24 protein-coding genes are annotated in these 24,692 nt (G+C 29.3%); 15 read left to right on the forward strand and 9 right to left on the reverse strand.

Going from position 1 to position 24,692, the window contains the following annotated elements:
• Positions 1-44: 44 nt before the first annotated feature.
• Genes ABY298_RS06750 through ABY298_RS06760 form a run of 3 tightly spaced genes read left to right on the forward strand, consistent with a single transcriptional unit; the run spans position 45 to position 2,371 of the window.
• On the forward strand, positions 45-941 hold the full coding sequence (locus tag ABY298_RS06750) for a NifU family protein (protein WP_372745249.1): 897 nt from the start codon (positions 45-47) through the stop codon (positions 939-941).
• Between the two features lie 8 nt (positions 942-949).
• Positions 950-1,678 carry a bifunctional demethylmenaquinone methyltransferase/2-methoxy-6-polyprenyl-1,4-benzoquinol methylase UbiE gene (gene ubiE, locus ABY298_RS06755; protein ID WP_372745250.1) on the forward strand — a complete coding sequence of 243 codons (729 nt, stop codon included), beginning with the start codon at positions 950-952 and terminating at the stop codon, positions 1,676-1,678.
• A gap of 3 nt (positions 1,679-1,681) precedes the next feature.
• A complete protein-coding gene (locus ABY298_RS06760) occupies positions 1,682-2,371 on the forward strand; it encodes a porin family protein (RefSeq protein ID WP_372745251.1) in 690 nt (229 codons plus the stop codon).
• Here ABY298_RS06760 and ABY298_RS06765 read toward each other — a convergent pair.
• A complete protein-coding gene (locus ABY298_RS06765) occupies positions 2,368-3,096 on the reverse strand; it encodes a TrmH family RNA methyltransferase (protein ID WP_372745252.1) in 729 nt (242 codons plus the stop codon). The two genes, ABY298_RS06760 and ABY298_RS06765, sit on opposite strands and share 4 nt — an antisense overlap.
• A gap of 78 nt (positions 3,097-3,174) precedes the next feature.
• On the opposite strand from ABY298_RS06765, the gene ABY298_RS06770 reads away from it, so the two are divergent.
• The 3 genes from ABY298_RS06770 (at position 3,175) to accD (ending at position 7,793) form a co-directional block, all read left to right on the forward strand.
• Positions 3,175-5,652 (forward strand): BamA/TamA family outer membrane protein, encoded by a 2,478-nt coding sequence (locus ABY298_RS06770; RefSeq protein ID WP_372745253.1) that lies wholly within the window; start codon positions 3,175-3,177, stop codon positions 5,650-5,652.
• A 105-nt stretch (positions 5,653-5,757) separates the two neighbouring features.
• On the forward strand, positions 5,758-6,825 hold the full coding sequence (fbaA, locus tag ABY298_RS06775) for a class II fructose-bisphosphate aldolase (RefSeq protein ID WP_372745254.1): 1,068 nt from the start codon (positions 5,758-5,760) through the stop codon (positions 6,823-6,825).
• A 107-nt stretch (positions 6,826-6,932) separates the two neighbouring features.
• Positions 6,933-7,793 carry an acetyl-CoA carboxylase, carboxyltransferase subunit beta gene (gene accD, locus ABY298_RS06780; RefSeq protein WP_372745255.1) on the forward strand — a complete coding sequence of 287 codons (861 nt, stop codon included), beginning with the start codon at positions 6,933-6,935 and terminating at the stop codon, positions 7,791-7,793.
• 73 nt (positions 7,794-7,866) lie between these two features.
• On the opposite strand, the gene ABY298_RS06785 is transcribed toward accD, so the two are convergent.
• Positions 7,867-8,721 carry a hypothetical protein gene (locus ABY298_RS06785; protein ID WP_372745256.1) on the reverse strand — a complete coding sequence of 285 codons (855 nt, stop codon included), beginning with the start codon at positions 8,719-8,721 and terminating at the stop codon, positions 7,867-7,869.
• A 251-nt stretch (positions 8,722-8,972) separates the two neighbouring features.
• On the opposite strand from ABY298_RS06785, the gene rpsO reads away from it, so the two are divergent.
• Positions 8,973-9,242, forward strand: coding sequence for a 30S ribosomal protein S15 (rpsO, locus tag ABY298_RS06790; protein ID WP_372745257.1), 270 nt, complete (start codon positions 8,973-8,975; stop codon positions 9,240-9,242).
• Between the two features lie 143 nt (positions 9,243-9,385).
• A complete protein-coding gene (locus tag ABY298_RS06795; protein ID WP_372745258.1) occupies positions 9,386-11,623 on the forward strand; it encodes a polyribonucleotide nucleotidyltransferase in 2,238 nt (745 codons plus the stop codon).
• Between the two features lie 85 nt (positions 11,624-11,708).
• Here ABY298_RS06795 and ABY298_RS06800 read toward each other — a convergent pair whose 3' ends face one another.
• Positions 11,709-13,292 carry an aldehyde dehydrogenase (NADP(+)) gene (locus ABY298_RS06800; protein WP_372745259.1) on the reverse strand — a complete coding sequence of 528 codons (1,584 nt, stop codon included), beginning with the start codon at positions 13,290-13,292 and terminating at the stop codon, positions 11,709-11,711.
• A 410-nt stretch (positions 13,293-13,702) separates the two neighbouring features.
• On the opposite strand from ABY298_RS06800, the gene ABY298_RS06805 reads away from it, so the two are divergent.
• Positions 13,703-14,545, forward strand: a complete 843-nt coding sequence (locus tag ABY298_RS06805; RefSeq protein ID WP_372745260.1) for an AraC family transcriptional regulator — start codon at positions 13,703-13,705, stop codon at positions 14,543-14,545.
• 72 nt (positions 14,546-14,617) lie between these two features.
• Here the strand turns inward: ABY298_RS06805 and ABY298_RS06810 are convergent, their stop codons facing one another.
• From ABY298_RS06810 to hemW, 3 genes are read right to left on the reverse strand one after another with little or no spacing between them, the layout of a single operon-like run.
• On the reverse strand, positions 14,618-14,974 hold the full coding sequence (locus tag ABY298_RS06810; protein WP_372745261.1) for an MmcQ/YjbR family DNA-binding protein: 357 nt from the start codon (positions 14,972-14,974) through the stop codon (positions 14,618-14,620).
• Between the two features lies 1 nt (position 14,975).
• Entirely contained in the window at positions 14,976-15,587 is a 612-nt protein-coding gene (locus ABY298_RS06815; protein WP_372745262.1) for a DUF4230 domain-containing protein, read from the reverse strand.
• A 34-nt stretch (positions 15,588-15,621) separates the two neighbouring features.
• A complete protein-coding gene (gene hemW, locus ABY298_RS06820; RefSeq protein WP_372745263.1) occupies positions 15,622-16,761 on the reverse strand; it encodes a radical SAM family heme chaperone HemW in 1,140 nt (379 codons plus the stop codon).
• 114 nt (positions 16,762-16,875) lie between these two features.
• On the opposite strand from hemW, the gene ABY298_RS06825 reads away from it, so the two are divergent.
• Positions 16,876-17,163: a putative quinol monooxygenase gene (locus ABY298_RS06825; RefSeq protein ID WP_372745264.1), complete on the forward strand. Its 288-nt coding sequence runs from the start codon at positions 16,876-16,878 to the stop codon at positions 17,161-17,163.
• 40 nt (positions 17,164-17,203) lie between these two features.
• On the opposite strand, the gene ruvC is transcribed toward ABY298_RS06825, so the two are convergent.
• Complete coding sequence (gene ruvC, locus ABY298_RS06830; protein WP_372745265.1) at positions 17,204-17,758, reverse strand: crossover junction endodeoxyribonuclease RuvC; 555 nt, start codon at positions 17,756-17,758, stop codon at positions 17,204-17,206.
• A gap of 36 nt (positions 17,759-17,794) precedes the next feature.
• Here ruvC and ABY298_RS06835 point away from each other — a divergent pair, with 36 nt between their 5' ends.
• Both ABY298_RS06835 and ABY298_RS06840 read left to right on the forward strand, forming a co-directional pair.
• Positions 17,795-18,721, forward strand: coding sequence for a lysylphosphatidylglycerol synthase domain-containing protein (locus ABY298_RS06835; RefSeq protein WP_372745266.1), 927 nt, complete (start codon positions 17,795-17,797; stop codon positions 18,719-18,721).
• Complete coding sequence (locus tag ABY298_RS06840) at positions 18,718-19,845, forward strand: glycosyltransferase (RefSeq protein ID WP_372745267.1); 1,128 nt, start codon at positions 18,718-18,720, stop codon at positions 19,843-19,845. The genes ABY298_RS06835 and ABY298_RS06840 overlap by 4 nt, the downstream gene beginning before the upstream one ends.
• 4 nt (positions 19,846-19,849) lie before the next feature.
• On the opposite strand, the gene ABY298_RS06845 is transcribed toward ABY298_RS06840, so the two are convergent.
• Together ABY298_RS06845 and mnmD are read right to left on the reverse strand one after the other, a co-directional pair.
• Entirely contained in the window at positions 19,850-19,981 is a 132-nt protein-coding gene (locus ABY298_RS06845; RefSeq protein WP_372745268.1) for a hypothetical protein, read from the reverse strand.
• A 10-nt stretch (positions 19,982-19,991) separates the two neighbouring features.
• Positions 19,992-20,654, reverse strand: coding sequence for a tRNA (5-methylaminomethyl-2-thiouridine)(34)-methyltransferase MnmD (mnmD, locus tag ABY298_RS06850; RefSeq protein ID WP_372745269.1), 663 nt, complete (start codon positions 20,652-20,654; stop codon positions 19,992-19,994).
• A 244-nt stretch (positions 20,655-20,898) separates the two neighbouring features.
• On the opposite strand from mnmD, the gene ABY298_RS06855 reads away from it, so the two are divergent.
• The 3 genes from ABY298_RS06855 to nadB all read left to right on the forward strand — a co-directional run bounded on the left by ABY298_RS06855 (position 20,899) and on the right by nadB (position 24,665).
• Positions 20,899-21,951: a branched-chain amino acid aminotransferase gene (locus ABY298_RS06855; RefSeq protein ID WP_372745270.1), complete on the forward strand. Its 1,053-nt coding sequence runs from the start codon at positions 20,899-20,901 to the stop codon at positions 21,949-21,951.
• Positions 21,952-22,078: 127 nt separating this feature from the next.
• The gene (gene nadA, locus ABY298_RS06860) at positions 22,079-23,074 is read left to right on the forward strand and encodes a quinolinate synthase NadA (protein ID WP_372745271.1); all 996 of its coding nucleotides are present in this window, start codon (positions 22,079-22,081) and stop codon (positions 23,072-23,074) included.
• Between the two features lie 7 nt (positions 23,075-23,081).
• Complete coding sequence (gene nadB, locus ABY298_RS06865; protein WP_372745272.1) at positions 23,082-24,665, forward strand: L-aspartate oxidase; 1,584 nt, start codon at positions 23,082-23,084, stop codon at positions 24,663-24,665.
• Positions 24,666-24,692: the final 27 nt, after the last annotated feature.

A 24,692-nucleotide genomic window follows, 5' to 3' on the forward strand; every position in this document is an offset into this window, starting at 1 on the left:
TTGCTAAACAAGTTTTAGTACTTTTGCACAAAATTTAACTTAAAATGAATCCAATTACATTACATATAGAAAAAACAACTTCAGAAACAATTATAAAATTTTCATCAAACAAAGTTTTAACAAGCGGAAGTTATGATTACAGTAATATAGACGAAGCTAAAAACTCGCCTTTAGCACAACAATTATTTCATTTACCGTTTGTAAAGCGTGTATTTATTTCGGCAAATTTTATAGCTATTGAACGTTTTTCTATTGTTGATTGGGCAGATGTTCAAGTAGAAGTAAAAGAACAATTAGAAAATTATTTAAATAACGCTGGAGTAATTGTTATAGAAGAAACTGCTACAAAAAAAATACCCGTAGAAGTTTATGCAGAAGTAACTCCTAATCCAAATGTTTTAAAATTTGTTGCTAATAAAAAATTGGTACAAATGGATGTTGAATATAAAAATAATGAAGAAGCTAAAAACTCACCGTTAGCTACAGAGTTATTTAATTTTCCGTTTACCAAAGAGGTTTTTATTTCAGAAAACTATGTGTCAATTACAAAAACTGACGCTATTGAATGGGGAGAAATTACTGTTGAAATAAGAAGCTACATTAGAGAGTTTGTAGCAAATGGAAATACAGTTGTAAAAACCTATCCAGAAAAAGTTGTTGAAAAATCAAATGAAGACTATTCAAATTCAGAAAATTTAGATGATGTTTCTAAACAAATAATAGGAATTTTAGATGAATATATTAGACCAGCTGTAGCAGCAGATGGAGGAAACATTTTATTCCAATCGTACGATATAGATACTAAAATTGTAAATGTAGTTTTACAAGGAGCTTGTAGTGGTTGTCCATCATCTACAATAACTTTAAAAAATGGCATTGAAAATATGCTAAAACAATTAATTCCTGGTAAAATAGAAGAAGTTGTTGCTGTTAATTACTAAAAATAATTATGACCGAAAAAGTAAAACCTTACAAAGATTCTGAACTAGGAAAAAAAGAACAAGTTGCTAAAATGTTCGATACTATTTCTAATGAATATGATGGATTAAATAGAGTTATTTCATTTGGAATTGATGTTTCTTGGAGAAAAAAAGTTGTTGAAATTATTGGTAAAACAAACCCAGAAACAATTTTAGATATTGCCACCGGAACAGGAGATTTAGCAATTAATTTATCAAAAACAAACGCTTCAAAAATTATTGGTTTAGATATTTCTGAAGGAATGTTAAGCGTTGGAAGAAAAAAAATTGAAAAATTACAGCTAAATTCTAAAATTGAAATGGTTTTTGGCGATTCTGAAAACATTCCTTTTGAAAACAATTTTTTTGATGCTATAACAGTTGCTTTTGGGGTTCGAAATTTTGAAAATTTAGATAAAGGATTAGCTGAAATATTTAGAGTTTTAAAGCCTGGCGGAACTTTTGTTGTTTTAGAAACATCAATTCCAACAAAAACACCTTTTAAACAAGGTTATAATTTTTACTCAAAACAAATACTTCCTATTATTGGAAAATTGTTTTCAAAAGATAAAGTTGCCTATAAATATTTATCAGATTCTGCAGCTTCTTTTCCTTATGGAAATGCTTTCAACAATATTTTACAAAAAAATGGGTTTATAGCTATTGAGTGTAAACCACAAACATTTGGAGTTGCCTCTATTTATGTCGCTAAAAAATAAAACATGAGAAAAGTAATTGTTATTATAATTTTAGTTTTAACCATATTTCAATCAAACGCTCAAAAAAGAGATGTTGTTGAATACCAACAAAATTGGGATCAACAAAAAATGTTTTGGGGTTATTATTTAGGTTTTAATAAAAAGGATTATAAAATATCTTATTTAGATAATGATACTTTTATAAAGGTTACACCTTCCGTTGGTTTTAACGTTGGTTTAATTGGCGATTTAAGATTACATAAAAATGTTTCTTTACGCATAGAACCCGGACTTTCTAGTAATACAAAAACTTTAGCATTTACACATATTTCTGGGGCTCAAGACAGTATTAGAGAGGTAAACTCTACATATTTACGTGTTCCTTTATTACTAAAACTAAATACCGACAGATTAAATAATATAAGACCTTACATTATTGGAGGTGTGTCTTATGATTATAATTTTTCAAGCAATCAAGATAATCCCGATGATAATTCTGATGGTGAATTTAGAATGAAAAAAAATAATTTCACCTACGAAGTTGGTGCTGGAATAGATATTTACTTACCTTATTTTATATTTTCTCCTTCTATTAGAGGTGTTTTTGCTATTAATAATGAATTAGTAAAAGACAACGACCCAAATAGCCAATGGACCGGAAATGTAGATTATTTTGGCACACGTGGTATTTTTTTAAAACTTGCCTTTCATTAAGTCAATCGTTTAAATTCACTTAATAATATTGCAGTTGCAGTAGCCACATTTAAACTTTCAGTTAGCTGTACACCACCAAATCTTGGAATTGAAATGGAATTGTTGGCTAATTTTAAAACCGCTTCACTAATTCCGTTAGCTTCATTACCCATAACTAAAACACCTTGTTTTGGCAAAGAGGATTTGTACACATTTTCTCCATCCATTAACGATGCAAAAATTGGTAACTCTGTGTTCATTAAATACTTTTCAATATCCGTATACACAATAGAAACTCGTGCCAAAGAACCCATTGTTGCCTGCACAACTTTAGAATTGTAACAATCAACAGTTTTCATAGAGCAAACTAATTGATCTATTCCAAACCAATCACACAATCTAATTATTGTCCCTAAATTTCCTGGATCATTTATGGCATCTAACACTAAAATTAAACCCGTTTTTTTTAAGGGTAAAACTTCAGGCATTTTAAAAATGGCAACCACATTATTTGGAGATTTTAAAGTGCTAATTTTTTTTAAAACGGCTTCCGAAATAAGGTCCTTATTTTCAATATTTTTATATTCTGAATCATTAACACAAAAAAGTTGATCTAATTTTAAACTAGAATTTAATAATTCATTTACTACTTTGGTTCCTTCGGCAACAAATAAATGATTTTTTTGGCGGTACTTTTTTTGTTGTAAACTCGTTATTAATTTAAATTGATTTTTTGTTAAACTCATTTATCGTGATTATAAAAATTGTAATTTGGTAATACCTTTAAAAGCTTTACATTTGAAACAAATTTAAACTCTTATTTTTTGAAAAACAATTTTATCATATTTTTAATTGTAACAAGTATTACTTTTAGTTTTTCATCGTGTAATACATTAAAATATGTTGCTGATAATGAGTTACTACTCACAAAAAATGCTGTTTATGTTAATGATAAAAAAAATGTTAACTATGAAATTACAGACTACATAGTACAACGTCCAAATCAATTAGTTTTAGGAATTCCGCTACCATTATATTTTTATAATATTGGCGATAAAAACTTTGAAACTGATTATAACCAGTGGAAATTAAACAAACCGTTTTGGAAAAAATTAACCACAAGTATATTTTCAGAAAAACAAACCAGAGGTATTCACAATTTTAAAGTAAAAAAACATCAATGGTTTTTAAATAATGGCGAGCCACCAATTATTTTTGATTCTAAAAAAGCAAACCAAACTGTAGAAAATTTAACACAGCACTATTATAACGAAGGTTATTTTAATGTAAATGTTAACTATGAAGAGGTTAAAAAAAATAAAAAAATTGGAATCAACTATCTTATAAATACCGACAAAGCGTACACCTTAGATTCCATAAAAACCGAAATAGAATCGGAAGTATTAGATTCTATCTATAAACTTCATCAAAAAGAATCGGAAATAAAAACTGGAAATCAATTTAAGCTTTCTTTATTTATTGATGAGCAAAACAGAATATCAAACCTTTTTAGAAATTCAGGTGTTTACAGATTTAATAAAAATGCCATTACTTTTGAAGCTGATTCGTCCAAAACAAATTACACTTCAGATGTTACCCTATTAATAAATGATAGTATTGCCACTGTTCCGTTTAAAGTTCAAAAAATAAAAAACGTAAATATTTATACCGATTATTCGTACAACACTAAAGATGATCCAATAAAGGTTAATGAAAAATACAACGGTTTTAATTTTTTAGCTATAGACCAATTAAAATACAATCCAAAGTTTTTATTAGATGCTATTTTTATAGAGCCAAATGCAATTTATAAAGATGACACTAGAGAGTTAACACGTAAAAATTTACGAAGATTAAATAATTTTAAATCCGTAGATATTAAATATGAAGAAACCGAGGATGATATGTTAAATGCTTCAATATATTTAACACCTTTAAAAAAATATTCCATTGGTTTTAATACTGAACTTACACATTCTAACATTAGGCAATTAGGAGTTTCCGGAAAACTTTCTTTTTTAAATAGAAACATTTTTAAAGGTTCAGAAATTTTAAAGTTTTCTATTCAAGGATCGTTTTTAGACTCAAAAGATGCGGCTGATAGTGATACTGCTCTTTTAAATGCATGGGAAATTGGTAGTGATATTTCATTAGAAATACCTCGCTTTTTATTACCTTTTAATCCCGATAAAATTATTCCAAAAAGTATGTCGCCCTCCACAACATTTACTTTAGGAACCAGTCTTCAAAAAGATATTGGGTTAGATAAACAAAAATTCACAGGAATTATAGACTATACCTGGGAAACTACCAAAACAAAAAGTCATAGTTTTCAACTATTAAATGCGCAATTTATTCAAAACTTAAACATAGACTCTTATTTTGATATTTACACATCAGAATATGATGATTTAGTTGAAATACAAGAAACTTATTTCCCAGATGCTGAACTAAGCGAAAGTACCGCCATTTCATTTATTGAAACCTATATTAATGATGATTTTGAAGCATCAAATTCAACTGAATACAAAACCGCTAAAAATATTGAAGCGTTATATTATATTATTACAGAAGATGCTTTAATTCCTTCAGTTGCGTACACATTTACCTACAACAATAGTGAAAACTATAAAGATAACGATTTTTCATTTTTTAGAGCTCGTATTGCATCATCTGGAAATTTAACTACTTTATTATCAAACGAAACAGATGATAGCGGAACTAAAACAATATTAAAAACACCAATTGCTCAATATGTTAGAACAGATTTAGAATATAAGAAATTTTGGAATGTATCTTTAGATAATGTTATTGCGTTCAGAAGCTTTTTAGGAGTTGCAGTTCCTTATAATAATTCTAGTACTATGCCTTTTAGCAGAAGCTATTTTATTGGAGGTCCAAACGATTTAAGAGCTTGGAAAATTTATGATTTAGGTCCAGGATCTACCCAAAGTGGCTTAGAATATAATGTTGGAAACTTAAAATTTATAACTAGCTTAGAATATCGTTTTAAAGTTTTAAACAGTTTAAAAGGAGCGCTTTTTGTAGATGCAGGAAATATTTGGGACATCACAAATTCTACCGTAACGTCTAGCGACGCAAAATTTACTGGATTTAACTCTTTACAAGATATTGCCATAGGAACAGGTTTCGGAATTCGGTACGATTTAAGTTTTATTTTACTAAGATTGGATTTAGGATTTAAAACCTACGAACCCTATTTAGATAACGGAAAAAAATGGTTTCAACACGCAAATTTTGCCAATAACGTATATAATTTTGGTATTAGTTACCCATTTTAAAACTATTTCGTTTTCGTTTTTTTTCAGTTCAATACTAGTTTAAACCTAATAATTCCTTAATTTTGTTGCTACAAGTCAAAAACTAAATTATATACTTAATACATTATGAGTCACAATATTAAACCAGGAGTTGCAACAGGTAGCAAAGTGCAAGAAATTTTTCAATTGGCTAAAGCAAAAAAATTTGCATTACCAGCTGTTAACGTTATAGGATCAAACACAATTAACGCTGTTTTAGAAACTGCAAAAGAATTAAATTCTCCAGTTATTATTCAATTTTCAAATGGTGGAGCACAATTTAATGCAGGTAAAGGATTATCAAATGCAAATGAAAAAGCAGCTATTGCAGGTGCTATTGCAGGCGCTAAACACGTACACACATTAGCTGAAGCTTATGGAGTTGTAGCAATTTTACATACAGACCATTGTGCTAAAAAATTATTACCTTGGATTGATGGGTTATTAGATGCAGGTGAACAATTTTACAAAGAAAATGGAATTCCATTATTCAGTTCTCACATGATTGATTTATCTGAAGAACCATTAGTTGAAAACATTGAAATTTGCAAAACTTACCTAGAAAGAATGAGCAAAATGGGAATGACTTTAGAAATAGAGTTAGGAATTACAGGTGGTGAAGAAGATGGTGTTGATAATTCTGATGTTGATGCTTCAAAATTATATACACAACCAGAAGAAGTTGAGTATGCTTATACTGAACTAAAAAAAGTAAGCGATAACTTTACTATTGCTGCATCTTTTGGAAACGTACACGGTGTTTACAAACCAGGAAACGTAAAATTAACACCAAAAATTTTAGACAACTCTCAAAAATACATTCAAGAAAAATACAATACTATTGCTAATCCAGTAGATTTTGTATTCCACGGTGGTTCAGGTTCAACTTTAGAAGAAATTAGAGAAGCAATTGGTTATGGTGTTATTAAAATGAACATTGACACAGATTTACAATTTGCTTTTATGGAAGGAATTAGAGATTTTATGGTAAACAATATTGATTATTTAAAAACTCAAATTGGAAATCCAGAAGGAGCTGACATACCTAACAAAAAAATGTACGATCCAAGAAAATGGGTACGTGAAGGTGAGTTAACTTTTAAAACTAGATTAACTCAAGCTTTTAAAGATTTAAACAACGTAAATACATTGTAATTAATACAATTACACTTAAAATTTACCAAAGAGAACATGTTTTTATATGTTCTCTTTGTTTTTTTTAGTAATTTGCACCTCTATTTTCAACTAAAACAAAATTTTATATGTCATCTTGGTTTAAAAGAAAAGATAAAGGAATTCAAACTCCTACCGACGAGAAAAAAGACGTACCAAAAGGTTTATGGTATAAAACCCCTAGTGGTAAAATTGTTGATACTGACGAATTAAAAGAAAACTACTATGTAAGCCCTGAAGACGGCTACCACGTTAGAATAGGAAGTGCCGAATATTTCGAAATTCTATTTGATAACAATGAATTTAAGGAATTTGATAAAGACATGGTCTCTAAAGACCCTCTAAATTTTACCGATACAAAAAAATATACGGATAGACTAAAAGAAGCATACGCGAAAACAAATTTAAATGATGCCGTAAGAACCGCAGTTGGAAAATCATTAGGAAAAGATTTAGTAATTGCCGCTATGGATTTTGCTTTTATTGGAGGATCTATGGGAAGTGTAGTTGGTGAAAAAATTACCAGAGCAATTGATTACTCTATTAAAAAGAAAATTCCTTTTTTAATGATTTCAAAGTCTGGTGGAGCTAGAATGCAAGAAGCATCATATTCATTAATGCAGTTAGTTAAAACATCTGCTAAATTAGCACAATTATCTGATGCTAATATTCCATACATTTCTTTATCTACAGACCCAACAACTGGAGGTACAACCGCCTCGTACGCTATGTTAGGTGATATAAATATTGCTGAACCAGATGCTTTAATTGGTTTTGCAGGACCAAGAGTAGTAAAAGACACTACAGGAAAAGATTTACCAGAAGGTTTTCAACGTTCAGAATTTGTATTAGAACATGGTTTTTTAGATAAAATTATTGAACGAAAAAATTTAAAGAAACAAATAAATCTCTATATAGATTTAATTCAAAATTTACCAATTAGAAAATAATTAAAAAGAGCTTAATTTAAATACATCAAATTAAGCTCTTTTATTAATATTTATTAATCTACGTTTCTATTTTCTATCCTTTTCCACATTTTAAAGTAACTTCTACTTCCTCACCCAAATCATTGGTGAAAATTGCAATATCATCACAAGTTCCATCTCCAAAATTTAAAGTTCCTGTACTTGTTCCTTTTACAATATCAACTGTACCACTCACAATATATCTACACGTAGCTTCTCTTCTTAATGGTTCTACAATTGTAGCTGAATACACAGTACCATCTTTAAAAGTTGTAGACCAATTACCAGTAATTATATAAACATTATCTTCCCAATCTCTGGTATCATTACCTTCTATCCACTCTCTTACTTTAGTACCAGTTCTGTTTACAAATTCACCTTCTGGCCAAGTTACTTTAAAATCAAATGTAAATGAAGATTGTGGGTTTCCAGCATCATTAGCTTTTAATTTTACCATAGTGCTACTTCCTTCAACACTTAAATCATTAAAATAAAAGTTTTCATAACTAAAAGATATTGTTCTAGACTGTGCTTCCATATCCAAATTATGACTTAAAATAATTTTACCCTTTAAAATATTTCCATTTGGCAATTCACATCCTTCACCAAAATCTAAAGTTACGGTTACCAAGGTTCCATCAATTACAATTGTTTTTGTCATACAATCCAAATAATTTGGAGAACCTTTAAGAGATGTATCCGTTTTTGAAGAAAGCCCTTCTTCAAAGGCAAAATAATCATCAATTAAATTTCCTACATCTTCAGAAACATCATCAGCTTCAACAATTGCTATTGCATCATCTGCAGCAATTGGATCGGTTGCAGTATTTGAGTCATTATTTTCACAACTCAAAAAGAATAAACTTCCTATCGCTAAAAAAGCGAATGTTTTAAAATGTTTAATTTTCATAATCTCATCTGTTTTATTAATTAATATTTTTTTGTTCAGTTATTTCTTTAGACCTAAAAATTACTAAAAGGTTTAATAAAACGAAAAAAAAGATCTATTTATTATATTACAAAGTATAAGTTTCTCATTTTCAACACACATAAATAAAAATCATTTAATTGTTTATCAAAATAATAGTAGTATATTTGCCGACTGATAGCAACAAGTGTTGTTATTCTACATAAAAATTATTAAATTAAATTAATGTTAGCATGTATTTAACAAAAGAAAAAAAAGCAGAAATTTTTGCAAAGCACGGTGAAACAGCTGTAAATACTGGTTCAGCAGAAGGTCAAATAGCCTTATTTACTTACAGAATTAACCACTTAACTGAACATTTAAAAAGAAATCGTAAAGATTACAATACTGAGCGTTCATTAGTAAAATTAGTAGGTAAAAGAAGAAATTTATTAGACTATTTAATTAAAAAAGATATTGTAAGATATCGTGAAATTATTCAGGAATTAGGATTAAGAAAATAATATTCTTTATTAAAAAGAGGCAAATTTATTGCCTCTTTTTTTATTATATTCATCCTTAAAAAGAAAGCTTAAATTAAACTTTTCATTGGTACAAACACAACACAACAACAAACCAATTGTTTAATTAATTTTAAAACTTATTTATGATACCTAAGGTACATACACAAATTATTGAATTAGGAGATGGAAGAACCATCTCTATGGAAACTGGAAAATTAGCAAAACAAGCTCACGGGTCGGTTGTTGTTAGAATGGGTGACGCAATGTTACTTTGTACAGTAGTTTCAAACTACACAGCAAGTCCAGGAGTAGATTTTTTACCATTAACTGTAGACTATAGAGAAAAGTTTGCTGCAGCTGGTAAATACCCTGGTGGTTTCTTTAAAAGAGAAGCAAGACCAAGTGATGGAGAAGTATTAACAATGCGTTTAGTAGACCGTGTTTTACGTCCGTTATTTCCAAAAGATTACCATGCAGAAACACAGTTAATGATTCAGTTAATGTCTCATGACGAAAATGTAATGCCCGATGCATTAACAGGTTTAGCTGCTTCTGCTGCTATTATTTTAAGTGATATTCCTTTTGAAACTCCAATTTCAGAAGTACGTGTTGCAAGAATTGATGGAGAATTCATTATCAACCCAAGTAGAGCACAATTAGAATTATCTGATATTGATATGATGATTGGTGCTTCAGCTGATTCAGTTATGATGGTTGAAGGTGAAATGAATGAAATTTCAGAAGAAGAAATGGCAGATGCCATTAAATTTGCTCACGAAGCAATTAAAGTACAATGTGCTGTTCAGGTAGCATTTGCTGAAGCTGTGGGTAAAAAAGAAACAAGAACTTACGAAGTTGCTGAAACTGACGAAGAAATTGAAAAAAGAGCTCACGAATTTGCATATCAAAAAGTATACGATATTGCAAAAGCAGGAAGCGCAAAACACGAAAGAAGTGATGCTTTTGCTGCTATAAAAGAAGAATTTAAAGCAACTTTTACTGAAGAAGAATTAGCTGAAAAAGGAAATTTAATTTCTTATTACTATGCTAAAACTGAAAAAAGTGCTATACGTAACTTAACTCTTGATGAAGGTTTACGTTTAGATGGTAGAAAAACTACAGAAATTCGTCCTATTTGGTGTGAAGTAGATTATTTACCATCAACTCACGGTTCTTCAATCTTTACAAGAGGAGAAACTCAAGCTTTAGCAACAGTTACTTTAGGAACATCTAGAGAATCTAATCAAATTGATATGCCTTCATACCAAGGTGAAGAGTCTTTTTATTTACATTATAACTTCCCTCCTTTCTCAACCGGTGAAGCTCGCCCATTAAGAGGAACTTCACGTAGAGAAGTTGGACACGGAAACTTAGCACAACGCGCATTAAAAGGAATGATCCCAACAGATTGTCCGTATACTGTAAGAGTTGTATCTGAAGTATTAGAATCTAACGGTTCATCATCAATGGCAACTGTTTGTGCTGGAACAATGGCGTTATTAGACGCTGGTATTCAAATGAAAAAACCAGTTTCAGGTATTGCTATGGGATTAATTTCTGACGGAGATCGTTACGCTGTATTAAGCGATATTTTAGGTGATGAAGATCATTTAGGAGACATGGACTTTAAAGTTACTGGTACTGCAGACGGAATTACTGCTTGTCAAATGGATATTAAAATTAAAGGTTTATCCTATGAAATTTTAGTAAAAGCTTTAAAACAAGCACGCGATGGACGTTTACATATTTTAGGTTTAATTACCGATACTATTGCAAAACCAAATGCTGATGTAAAACCTCATGCACCTAAAATGGTAACTAAAGTTATTCCAAACGACTTTATTGGAGCATTAATTGGACCAGGTGGAAAAGTAATTCAAGAATTACAAAAAGAAACAAAAACTACTATTGTTATTAATGAAGATCCATTAACTGGCGAAGGTATTGTTGAAATTTTAGGAACTAACCAAGCTGGAATTGATGCTGTTTTAGATAAGATTAACTCGTTAATGTTTAAACCAGAAGTTGGTAGCATTTATGAAGTTAAAGTTATAAAAATGCTTGATTTTGGTGCTGTTGTTGAATATCAAGAAGCTCCAGGAAATGAAGTTTTATTACACATTTCTGAGTTAGCTTGGGAACGTACAGATAATGTTACTGATGTTGTAAATATGGGTGATGTTTTTGATGTAAAATACTTTGGAAAAGATCCTAAAACTAGAAAAGATAAAGTTTCAAGAAAAGCCTTACTACCAAAACCTGAAGGTTTTGTGGAAAGACCTCCAAGAGATGATAAAAGAAATGGTGGTGGACGTGATAATCGTGGTAAAGACAACCGCGGTGGTGACAGAGACAGAAAACCAAGAGAAAAAAGAGACTAATTCTAGTCTTTTATAATTATAAAAAAAGCTTTTCCAAAAATGGAAAAGCTTTTTTTTATTTCGTTCAAATTGAAAATATACTTTATTATTTTATTGGGTTTTTAGTTGGTTCTCCATCTACATAACGAATAATATTTAATGGGTTCTCATTTTTTAATTCGGCAGGTAATAAACTATTTGGCCAACTTTGATAACTAAAAGGACGTACCCAACGTTTAATTGAATTTGTACCAACTGCAGTAAATCTGCTATCTGTTGATGCCGGATATGGACCTCCGTGAACCATTGCTGGACAAACCTCTACACCTGTTGGAACTCCATTAAAAATAATACGGCCCACTCTATTTTGTAATGCGCTAATAATTGCAGGATAGTTTTCTAATTCATTTTCCGCTAAAATGGTTCCAGTTAATTGTCCTTCTAATTTTGAAATAATCTCTTCTAATTGAGCTTTATTTTCACATTGAACAACCATAGAAAAAGGTCCAAAAACTTCCTGGTGCAAGGTTGAATTTTCTAAAAACGTTGCTCCCTCAACTGTGGTAACTATTTGTCTTCCATAATTTTTTGAAACATCATTATTTACTGCGGCTGCTGTATGCAATCCTTTCTGCTCTAACATCTTAGCTTTATTACTTTCATAAGCTCCAATAATATTAGGATGTAGCATACACGATGGTTCAATTTTTATAATTTCTTCCGATAGTTTTTTAATAAAATTATCCAAATCAACACTCTTAATTCCTAAAATTAATCCCGGGTTTGTGCAAAACTGACCAGAGCCTAAAGTAATAGAACCTGCGTATAATTTTGCCCAAAAATCTCCTTTTAATTTAGCTGAATTTGGTAATATTATAACTGGATTAACACTTCCCATTTCTGCAAATACCGGAATTGGTTCTGGGCGCTTTGCTGCTAAATCATATAAGGCTCTTCCTCCTCGAATACTTCCTGTAAAACCAACTGCTTTTACACTAGGATGTTTTACTAAAACTTCACCAACTTCTATTCCACTACTGTTTAAATTTGAAAAAACACCATTTGGCATTCCTGTAATCTCAGCGGCCTTTATAATTGCCGAAGCTACTAATTCTCCAGTTCCAGCATGCATTGGATGCGATTTTATAATTACCGGACAACCTGCTGCAAACGCCGCTGCTGTATCTCCTCCAGCGGTTGAGTATGCTAACGGAAAATTACTTGCACCAAAAACCACTACTGGCCCTAATGGTAACAACATTTTTCTAATATCTACTTTTGGAATTGGCTGCCTATTTTCATCGGCTGTATCAATGGTTGCTTCTACCCAAGAACCTTCTTTTACTAAATTTGCAAAACTACGCAATTGAAATACTGTTCTTCCTCTTTCACCTTCTGCTCTACCTGCTGGCAAACCTGTTTCTGAACTATACATTTCTATTAATTCATTGCCTAATTCTAATATTTGGTTTGCAATTTCATTTAAAAATTCGGATTTTTTTTCTCCAGGAATTGACTTAAAAGTATTAAAAGCTTCTGAAGCAAGTTCAACTGCTTTTTCAATTTCTACTAACGATGCTTCTGTAAATACAGTTTCGTTTTCAATATTTGTTTGCGGATTAAAAGTTTTAAATGTTTTCTTTCCTGTGGATGATAATAAATTTCCAATATAGTTTTTTCCGGTAGTCATTTTCAACAGTTATTTTGAGTGTTTGATTTGTGATACATCATTTAATAATACGTTCTCTTTTTGTGTTAGCGATTGCAGTGATATCCTTTTTTAAATAGCGAAATTTAAAAAAGATTTAACGTAAAGCGCGACCTGAAAGGAAACACCCAACTTCACTTTTTTACTATTTTAAATTGCTTTTTCTAAAATTAAAGCTGTGAACATATTTTGGCCTAAATTAATACTAAAATATTAGTATTACAATACAAAATTTAACCAATAACTATTTGTAAATGAATTATTACACTCCTTTCTGATAGATAAAAAATAATGAATTTGATACTATTTTAAACAAAAAACAGTATTATTCTACCTTAAATTAATTATTTATTGAAAAAATAAATTAATTTTGATACAAATAATAGTTTTTTATGAAAGTTTTTCCATTTACTATTCCAAAACCTGAAAATGTTACTTTATATACAGAAGAATATAAAGGCGAGACTTTTTACGAAAAATTACACCAACATAAAGAAATACAAATTACCCTAATTGCAGAAGGTGATGGTACTTTTATAATTGGCGATTGCGTGGGCGATTTTAAAAAGAATGATATTTTTGTTATTGGTTCAAATTTGCCTCACGTTTTTAAAAGAGACGAAAGTTGCGAGGAAGTTTGCGATATAATTTGCTTGTTTTTTACAAAAAGTTCTTTTGGCGACTATTTTTTTGAGTTACCAGAATTTGAACATTTTCAATACTTTTTTAATAGTGCAGACCTTGGTTTTGAAGTTTTATCGGATAAAATTGAACTAGCCGAATTTCTTAAAGCTATGAAAACCAATTCTAAATTTGAACAATTTAAACTTTTTATTGAAATATTGAATTTAATTTCTAAGGCTAAAAAAAAGAAATTATCTTCTATGATTAATTTGAAAAAATATGCTGGTGATGAAGGTAAAAGAATGAGTGATATTTTTAAATATACAATGGATAATTTTCATAAAGAAATTACTTTAAATGATGTTGCTGACATTGCAAATATGACTCCAAACGCATTTTGTAGATACTTTAAACAACGAACAACAAAAACTTTTGTTAATTTTTTAATTGATATTAGAATTGGAAATGCTTGTAAATTATTAACTAAAAATAACGATTTAAGTATTACCGAAATTTCCTATAAATCTGGTTTTAACAACTTAGCTAATTTTAATAGAAAATTTAAAGCGGTAAAAGGTGTTACACCTTCTGATTATAAGAAAAAACATTAGCATTAATAATTAAACTTAAAGTGCTTCTTACCTTGTTACTTTGCAACTTTATCTTTTGCACTTTTAGAGCAATTAAAGAAACCCTAGCTCTTTTTGTAATTTTTTTGTTAAGCCTTTTACAACCAAATTGTACGAATGATCTATTAATTCTTTAATTAGTTTATTAGGTAGTTTCCCTTCAATTATTACGGTATTCCAATGTACTTTACTCATATGGTAACCTTCTGTAATTTCGGAATATTGCTCTCGTAATTCAATAGCTTTTTCTGGATTACATTTTAAATTTACAGAGGCTGGGTAATGCTCTAATCCGGAGAGCGCAAACATTTTATTGGCCACTTTAAAAACCAGCGTTTTATGGTCAAACGGAAAACTTTCTGTTACATATTTTTTTGACAAGCAATAGGTTCTAAATTCTTCTATATTCACCTTAATTTAGTTTCTTTTTAGTTTTAATATTTGGAAATTCTAATTGCGAATAGTTAAATTTCCAACCCGATGTTTCTAATAATTGTTCAATCATTAAAATAGTATCTAAGGCTTCTTTTTTGGCTGAATCTATTAATCCACTTGCAGGAATTTTTTCAATAATAAAGTTTTTAGCATCACTATTTAAAGCTGTTAAATCTGTTGCATTAAATTTATTAAACAACCCATCAACTTTATCATAATATCTAACATCTGTTTCTATGGTTAGAACTATAGGTTCTGGAAAATGGGTTAAAATAATTTCTTTATTTTCGGTATTAGCTTTAAGCTTAATTTGAGTTAAATCGTAACCTATATGCACTTTAGCATTAATTAATAAAATAGCTTTCTTTTTACTAGATATTAATTTTAAAAAATGATTTTTAGTATCAACATAATGATAAATTTCTGCAAAATCTCCCTCTACAGAAATTAGCTTACAAACACTTTTAATTTTCTCCAACAATACAACAGATTGCTTTTCTATTTTTTGAACATCATTTTTTTTATTAAAAAATGACACTCCTAAATAGGTTAATGAAACTCCTAACAAAATTCCAAAAAGTAAATCCATATTTATTGTTCTTACTCAAAGGTAAGCATTGTTTTTAAATTATAAATAAATCACTAGCTATACCATCTGCCAAAAATTTACCTTTTTTTGTGGTTATTAATGTTGCAGATGAAAACGTTCCTAATTTAATTTCTAGCAATCCTTTTTCTATAAAAGGCCTTGCATTTTCCTTTAATTTTTGCAAACGCAACGCTCCAAAATCTTTTTCAACTTTTTCATATGAAACACCATAAATTGTTCGTAACCCTGTCATAATATATTCATTAAATCGGTTATTACCAGTTAATGCTTCTATTTGAAGCGGTAAAACGTTCTCTTTTAATGAATTTATGTATTTTGCATTGTTAGAAACATTCCAAGCTCTTTCTAATAAATTATAAGAATGTGCAGATGGCCCAATGCCTAAATATTTTTCACCTAACCAATAAGAAGTATTATGTTTTGAAAAATAATTTGGTTTTCCAAAATTTGAAATTTCATACTGTACAAACCCATTTTTTTCAGTTTCTGAAACCAATATATTAAAATGTTCTAATGCTAAGTTTTCATCTACAGGTGGAACTGTTCCTTTTTTAATAAACGAATCTAATGCTGTTTTTTCTTCAACTGTTAATGCATAACTAGAAATGTGTGGAACGCCAAAATTAAAAGCCATTTGTAAATTTTTCAGCCATTTTTGGTTGGTCATATTTGGAACTCCATAAATTAAATCGATGGTAATATTATGGAAATATTTTTTTACAATTTTTAAACATTCTTTAGATTCATCTGCAGAATGTGCACGATTCATAAACTTTAAATCATCATCAAAAAAAGATTGAATTCCAATACTTAATCTGTTTATTTGGGTATTTGATAAGGCACTAATTTTTTCTTCAGATAAATCATCTGGATTTGCTTCTATCGTAATTTCTGGATTTGTAATTACATCATAGTTTTTATAAATTGTACTTAGTAATTCTTCTATTTCTTCAATTGAAAGTAATGATGGTGTTCCGCCACCAAAATAAATGGTTTCAATTATTTCGTTTTTTAACTCATCTTTTCTTAAAAATAACTCTTTATTTAAAGACGCTAACATTTCTTCTTTCCTTTTTAAAGAGGTGGAAAAATGAAAATCGCAATAATAACAAGCTTGTTTACAAAATGGTATGTGAATATAGATTCCGGCCACAATTAATTAATTAGGTTTTATAAATGTACACTTTTAATAAAAACTGACAAAAAGTGATTTTTGTTACCTTTTTAATCAAATTGGTATTGTAAATTTGAGAAAACGTCAACCATTATGTATACTTATATTGTTTCTTTTAAGGTTAAAGAAGGCGAAGGAATTTCGTTTGTTGAACTTCAAAAATTTGAAGAGTTAACAGAAGCAAAACCTGCAGGATTAGATCATTTTCATATTTTTAAAGATAGAAATGAGGAAAATAGATATTTTTTAGTTGAATATTGGAAATCTAAAGAAGATAGAGTTAAAATGGAAAACTCTAAAGAATATCATTTATTTAGAGAACATCGCCAATTGGTAATTGAAAAAAAATATGAATTTTACGAATGTGATGTAATTGTTTAGTTGGAAAGTTTAAATACTTAATACTTGAACAAAATAACAATCATTCTGAAACTCGTTTCTCGTTTTGCTTTACAAAGGACGCCCAGCCTGAGTAATTTTTATCTGAACTCACTTTACCGCTGTTATAAAAATGACAAACTGCAGCGGCCAAGCCATCTGTTGCGTCTAAATTTGATGGTAATTCTTTTATTTTTAGTAAACTTTGTAACATTTTAGCAACCTGCTCTTTACTCGCATTTCCATTTCCCGTAATTGCCATTTTAATTTTTTTTGGCGAATATTCGGTTATTGGAACTTCTCGAGTTAAACCTGCAGCCATTGCAACTCCTTGCGCTCTACCTAATTTTAACATAGATTGCACATTTTTACCAAAAAAAGGGGCTTCTATAGCAATTTCATCAGGCTTATAGGTTTCAATTAAATGAATAGTACGTTCAAAAATAAATTTTAGTTTTAAATAATGGTCGTCATATTTTTTTAGAATTAATTCGTCTAAAACAATTAATTCCATTTTTTTATTTACCACTTTTATTAACCCAAACCCCATAATGGTTGTTCCGGGATCAATTCCTAATATAATTTTTTCTGAACTCAATTAGTTGTTTATTTGTAAAGCCAAATGTACAATATATTGAACAATTATAAACGCATACTATTTATCCTTATAAAACTGCTAATTGTAGTTGGCGCCATATATTTTTTAGTTGAAAAATTAGTCTCTAATAAATTGCTGTCTTTTGAGCAATTTACAGCACAACTCTCTTTAGTATTTGCAACAAGTATTTGGTATTTTTTAATTGTATTAGTATTTACCGATGCTAATTGGATTTTAGAAATATTTAAATGGAAAAAACTAGCAAGTATAGAAAAGAAAATTTCTTTTTTTGATGCTTATAAGCAATGTTTTGCTTCGTTAACAGCATCTATAATTACACCCAACAGAATTGGTGAGTATGGCGCAAAAGCTCTATATTTTAAAAAAGGAACACGAAAAAAAATAGTACTTTTAAACTTTATAGGTAATATAAGTCAGTTAACAATTACGGTGCTTTTTGGTATTTTAGGAATTGTATTTTTATTAAATAAATATAGTTTTAAGCATCCTGAGGTAAATTTTTTAAAAATAATTTTAATTGTATTAATAGTTGTTATCGCAATTTTTATTTTAAAAAAATTTAAGTTCTTTAAAATTGGACATTATTTAAAAACTATCTCAGCAAAAATCTATTTTGAAATAATTTCTCTTTCATTTTTACGATACGTGTTTTTTTCACATCAATTTTTATTACTGCTCTTTATATTTGGAGTTAATATCGATTATTTTACCGCAATAAATTTAGTGTTCTGTATGTATTTTATAGCTTCTATAATTCCTAGTTTAGCAATTTTCGATTGGGTTATAAAAGGATCTATAGCAGTTTGGCTATTTAGTTTTGTTGGAATTAATGAACTTACAATTTTAACAATTACAACCTTAATGTGGATATTAAATTTTGCAATTCCGGCACTAATTGGAAGTATATTTGTATTAAATTTTAAACTTATAAAAAGCGAATGATTTTTATTATTGCATTTATTTCTATTAGTTATACTGTACTTGTTTTTACTTTTATACTAGGTTTTAATAAGTTAAAAACATCAACTTATAAAAATTCTCCTGCAAAAAACACCTTTTCTATTATTGTTGCTTTTAGAAATGAAGCTGAAAATTTAGAAACCTTATTAACTTCGTTTTCAAAATTAAATTATCCAATTAATTTATTTGAAATTATTTTGATAAACGATCATTCGGATGATGAATTTGAATTGATTATAAAAAAATTTCAAGTTCAATTTCCTCAATTAAATATTTCCCTTATTCATTCTCTTAAAAATTTTACTTCACCAAAAAAAGATGCTATTTCATTAGGAATAAAACACTCAAAACTAAATTGGATTGTTACTACAGATGCCGATTGTGAAGTTCCAGTAAATTGGTTGCAAAGCTTTAATCAGATTATTGAAAAAAAACAACCATATTTTATAAGTGCCCCAGTAAAATTTAAACCAAAATCTTCCTTTTTATTTCATTTCCAAAATTTAAACTTTATCAGTTTAATTGGAAGTACAATTGGCGCATTTGGAATTAAAAAACCGTTTATGTGTAATGGAGCAAATTTGTGTTATTCTAAAAACATATTTAATAAATTAAATGGATTTTTAGGAAATGAAAATATTGCAAGCGGTGATGATATTTTTTTACTGGAAAAAATGATTGAAAAACACCCTGAGAAAATAGTTTTTTTAAAAAATGAAGAAGCCATTATTGTCACTAATTCTGAAACAAGTTGGAAAAAGTTTATAAACCAACAAATACGTTGGGCTTCAAAAGCTGGCCATTATAAAAATAATTTTGCGAAATTAGTTGGCGCTCTAGTATTCCTTGAAAATTTATTGCTTGTTTTGGTAACAATTTTTGCTTTTATTTATCCGTTTTATTGGCTAGTTTTATGTATTGTATTTATCCAAAAAATGTTGTTAGATTTTATTTTAATCAACAAAACCTCACAATTTTTAAAAATCAACAATTCACGCTCCTATTTTCCAATAACAAGTATACTATATCCTTTTTTCACAGTTTTTATAGCATTTTTGTCATTTTTCACAAACTATAATTGGAAAGGTAGAACTTATAAAAAATAACTATTTATTTAGAAAATAATGCTGTAACTATACTTTCAACATTTAACCATAAATACAATATTAAAAATAAGGCTAATACTAAAATAATTCCTCTTTTATAATTTGGTTTTTTTGGTTTTTTAAATCTATTTGTCATACCAGTTTATTTATTTTTTTGTTGCGCGTAACATTTCTCTTTTTCCAGGAGGACCAGGTAATTTTTCCACTAAAAAACCTACAGTTTGTAAAGCTCTTCTTACACTCCCTTTTGCGCTATAAGTTACTAAAACGCCATTTGTTTTTAAAGCTGTATACATTTTCTGAAAAATCTCTTCAGTCCATAATTCTGGCTGAACTCTTGCTCCAAAAGCATCAAAATATATTAAATTAAATGCATTTACATCATCAATATCATTAAAAAACTGCTGTCTTTTTGTTAGTGAAAAATTAGGTGTAATATCTGCCTTAATTTCCCATTTTTGTTGATGCATTTTATTAAAAACAGCTTCAAATTCTGTGGCCTCTAATTGCGTAACATAATTTAAGCAATTAACTTCCTCAAAAGAAACAGGATATGCTTCCACACCCACATAATTAATAGTTAACTTAAATCTTTCGGCTTCTAAAAATGTGATAAAACTATTTAACCCCGTTCCAAACCCAATTTCTAGAATAGAAATATCTGCATTTGAAAAAAGTGACAATCCACTTTTAATAAAAACGTGTTTTGCTTCTTGTATGGCGCCGTGTTTAGAGTGGTAGTTTTCATCCCATTCACTTATATGAATTGTTGATGAACCATCGGCTGTAACTATTACTTTTCTTTCCAAGAGTATAAATTATATAAAAAACTAATTATTAGATACTTAAGCTTTTATTTGAAATTTTAATTTTTATATTATAATCAAAAAAAAGGTATAAAAACCTACTAATAATGTAAATTTATTTTATTGTTATTATTTTATTGAATATTTTTACCAAATATATTAAAAATAAGGTAGTACGCTTTGTACAAAACAAAATTACAAATAAAAATATTTAAGTAATTTTGTTTAAATTAAATTAACAAAAATTATGGCTTTACATATTGAAAAAACAACAAAATCAAAGATTTCATCTGTTGATTTTAATAATTTAAAATTTGGTCAAGTATTTACCGACCATATGTTTGAGTGTGATTATGAAAACGGAGCTTGGCAAACCCCAAAAATTAGACCTTACCAGCCAATTTTATTTGATCCTTCTGCAAAAGTTTTTCATTATGGACAAGCTGTTTTTGAAGGAATGAAAGCTTACAAAGATGATAATAATGATATTTGGTTATTTAGACCAGATCAAAACCAAGAACGTATAAATAAATCTGCTGAACGTTTAGATATGCCTGCATTTCCAAAAGAATATTTCTTTGAAGGATTAACAGAATTATTAAAACTAGATAAGGATTGGGTGCAAAAAGGAGAAGGCAACTCATTATATATTCGTCCGTTTGTTATTGCAACCGAAAATTGTGTTTCTGCATCGTCATCAACTAATTATAAATTTATGATTATTTGCTCGCCAGTTCAAGCGTATTATGCTGGTGAAGTTAGAGTTGAAATTGCAGATAAATATAGTAGATCTGCTAACGGAGGTGTTGGTTACGCAAAAGCTGCAGGAAATTACGCAGCATCGTTTTATCCAGCAAAATTAGCTGCACAACAAGGCTATCAACAAGTTTTATGGACAGATGCTTCTACACACGAATTATTAGAAGAAGCCGGTACAATGAACGTATTTTTTAGAGTGAATGATACTTTATTAACTGCACCAACAAGCGAACGTATTTTAGATGGAGTTACACGTAAAAGTATTATTCAATTTGCCCAAGATAAAGGGATAAAAGTTGAAGTTAGACCAATTAAAGTAACAGAAATTGTTGAAGCTGCTAAAAAAGGTGAGCTTTTAGAAATGTTTGGTGCTGGTACAGCTGCTGTTATTAGTCCAATTTTAGGTTTTGCCCATAAAGGTGAAAAATTTGAACTTCCTAAAGTTGAAAATAGCTATGCCTCTTTTATCAAAAAAAGCATTACAGATATTCAAAGAAATTTAGCGGAAGATAAGTTTGGTTGGAGATATAAAATTCAATAAAACCAACCCAGCAAGTATTGCTTGTCTAAAACTATAACTTTTTATAAATTGCACTTACCTAAACAATCGGATTTTTTAAGTCCGATTGTTTGGTATATTATTTGTACTTATCAAATAAAATTATTTTATGACACAACTAGAAAAAGCAACAAAAAATTTACAAGAAAAGGGATTCTTAGATGTTGAAACACCTAAAAACATTGATTATGTTCAGGAAATTAACAAATTAAGAAAGGAAAAAAACGCTGTAATTCTTGCGCATTATTATCAGGAAGATGCAATTCAAGATATCGCTGATTTTGTTGGAGACAGCTTAGCATTGGCACAAAAAGCAGCCACTACAAACGCTGATATTATTGTGTTTGCTGGTGTACATTTTATGGCAGAAACCGCTAAAATTTTAAATCCAACTAAAAAAGTATTATTGCCAGATTTAAAAGCGGGTTGTTCCTTGGCAGATTCTTGTCCACCTTCAGAATTTGCAGCTTTTAAAAAGAAACATCCAAATCACATAGTAGTTTCTTATGTAAATACTTCGGCAGAAATAAAAGCATTAACTGATATTGTTTGTACTTCATCAAACGCTGAAAAAATAATAAATTCAATTCCAAAAGATCAACCTATAATTTTTGCTCCAGATAGAAATTTAGGTGCTTGGCTAATTAAAAAAACAGGTAGAGATATGGTTTTATGGGATGGTGCTTGTATGGTTCACGAAGCTTTTTCTATTGATAAAATTTTAGCTTTATATGCCGAAAATCCAGGTGCTGAAATTATTGCTCATCCAGAATCTGAAGCTCATTTACTAAAAGTAGCTAAGTATGTTGGATCTACTTCTGGCTTATTAAATTATGTAAAAACTAGCAAAGCAAAAACATTTATTGTAGCTACCGAAGTTGGAATTTTACATAAAATGCGCCAAGACTCGCCTGATAAAGTTTTAATTCCTGCGCCTGTTGAAGACGACAGTTGTAACTGTAGCGAGTGTTTTTATATGAAAATGAACACTATGAAAAAATTATATTTATGCTTAAAACACGAACTTCCTTTTGTTGAAGTTGATGAAGAATTAAGCAAAAAAGCACTAGTTTCAATTGAAAGAATGCTAGAGCTATCTAAATAAAAACTAAATGAACGCTGAAAAGAAAATTCACAAAACAGATTTTTTAGTAATAGGATCTGGAATTGCAGGCTTATCATTTGCATTAAAAATTGCAAATAAATTTAAAAATGCTAAAGTTACCATAATCACTAAAAACGAAAAGAATGAGTGCAATACAAAATATGCACAAGGTGGAATTTCTACAGTTTGGGACAAAACAGTCGATTCATTTGAACAACATATTGAAGATACATTAATTGCTGGTGATGGAATTTGCGATGAAGAAGTAGTTAAAATGGTTGTAGAATCTGCACCTGATAGATTACAAGAATTAATAAATTGGGGAACTAATTTTGATAAAACAGCAGATGGCAATTATTCTCTTGGTAGAGAAGGCGGACATTCGCAAGATAGAGTTTTACACCATAAAGATATTACTGGGGCAGAAATTGAGAGAGCATTAATTGAACAAGTTGAAAAAGCCGAAAATATAGACTTTTTAAACTATCATTACGCTATTGATTTAATTACAGAACACCAAGTTAAAAAACAACCAACAAAACGAAAAGAAAAAATAACTTGCTTTGGAGCTTATGTTTTAGATGAAAAAAAGAATATTGTAAAAACTTTTTCAGCTAAAGTTACTTTAATTGCAACTGGTGGAAACGGTCAGGTGTATATTACAACAACCAATCCAATTGTTGCTACTGGAGATGGTATAGCAATGGCTTACCGTGCTAAAGCAGAAATTTCAGATGTAGAATTTATACAATTTCATCCAACTGCATTATACAATCCCGGAGAATATCCCGCTTTTTTAATATCAGAAGCCGTAAGAGGTGAAGGCGCTATATTAAGAGACTTTCACGGTGAACGCTTTATGCAGAAATATGATGAGCGTGAAGAATTAGCATCACGTGATATTGTTGCAAGAGCTATTGATAGTGAACTTAAAAAAAGTGGAGCTCCAAACGTATTTTTAGATTGTACGCATATTGATTACAAAAAGTTTAAAAAGCATTTTCCTAATATTACTGAAAAATGTAAAAGTTTAGGAATTGATATTCGAAAAGATTTTATTCCAGTATCACCGGCGCAACATTATATTTGTGGTGGAATAAACGTAAATAAAAAAGCAAAAACTTCTATTAAAAACTTATATGCTAGTGGCGAAGTAACACGATCTGGACTTCATGGTGCCAATAGATTAGCTTCAAATTCATTACTAGAAGGCCTAGTTTTTAGTCATAACGCAGTAGAAAATTTAACAAAAAGGTTTCCTAAAATAAAAGCACCAGGCAAAGTACCTGTTTGGAATGATAGTGGTGTTGTTAAAAATATGGAAAAAGTACTTATTACACATGATAGAAATGAAGTAAAAACTATTATGAGTAATTATGTTGGAATAGTTCGTTCCAATGAACGTTTATTACGTGCAGAAAGAAAATTACGCGTTTTATATGAAGACAATAAACGATTGTATGATTATTCCGAACTATCAGTTGATTTGTGTGAACTACGTAATTTAATTACTACAGCCTATTTAATTACCCAGTTTTCAAAAAATAGAAAAGAGAATAAAGGAGGTTTTTACAATATTGATTTAGTTTAAAAACTCAATTTCTATACTATAAAAAAA

Origin of the sequence: Lutibacter sp., assembly GCF_041596795.1 — a bacterium.
In the GTDB taxonomy this organism is placed as follows: domain Bacteria; phylum Bacteroidota; class Bacteroidia; order Flavobacteriales; family Flavobacteriaceae; genus Lutibacter.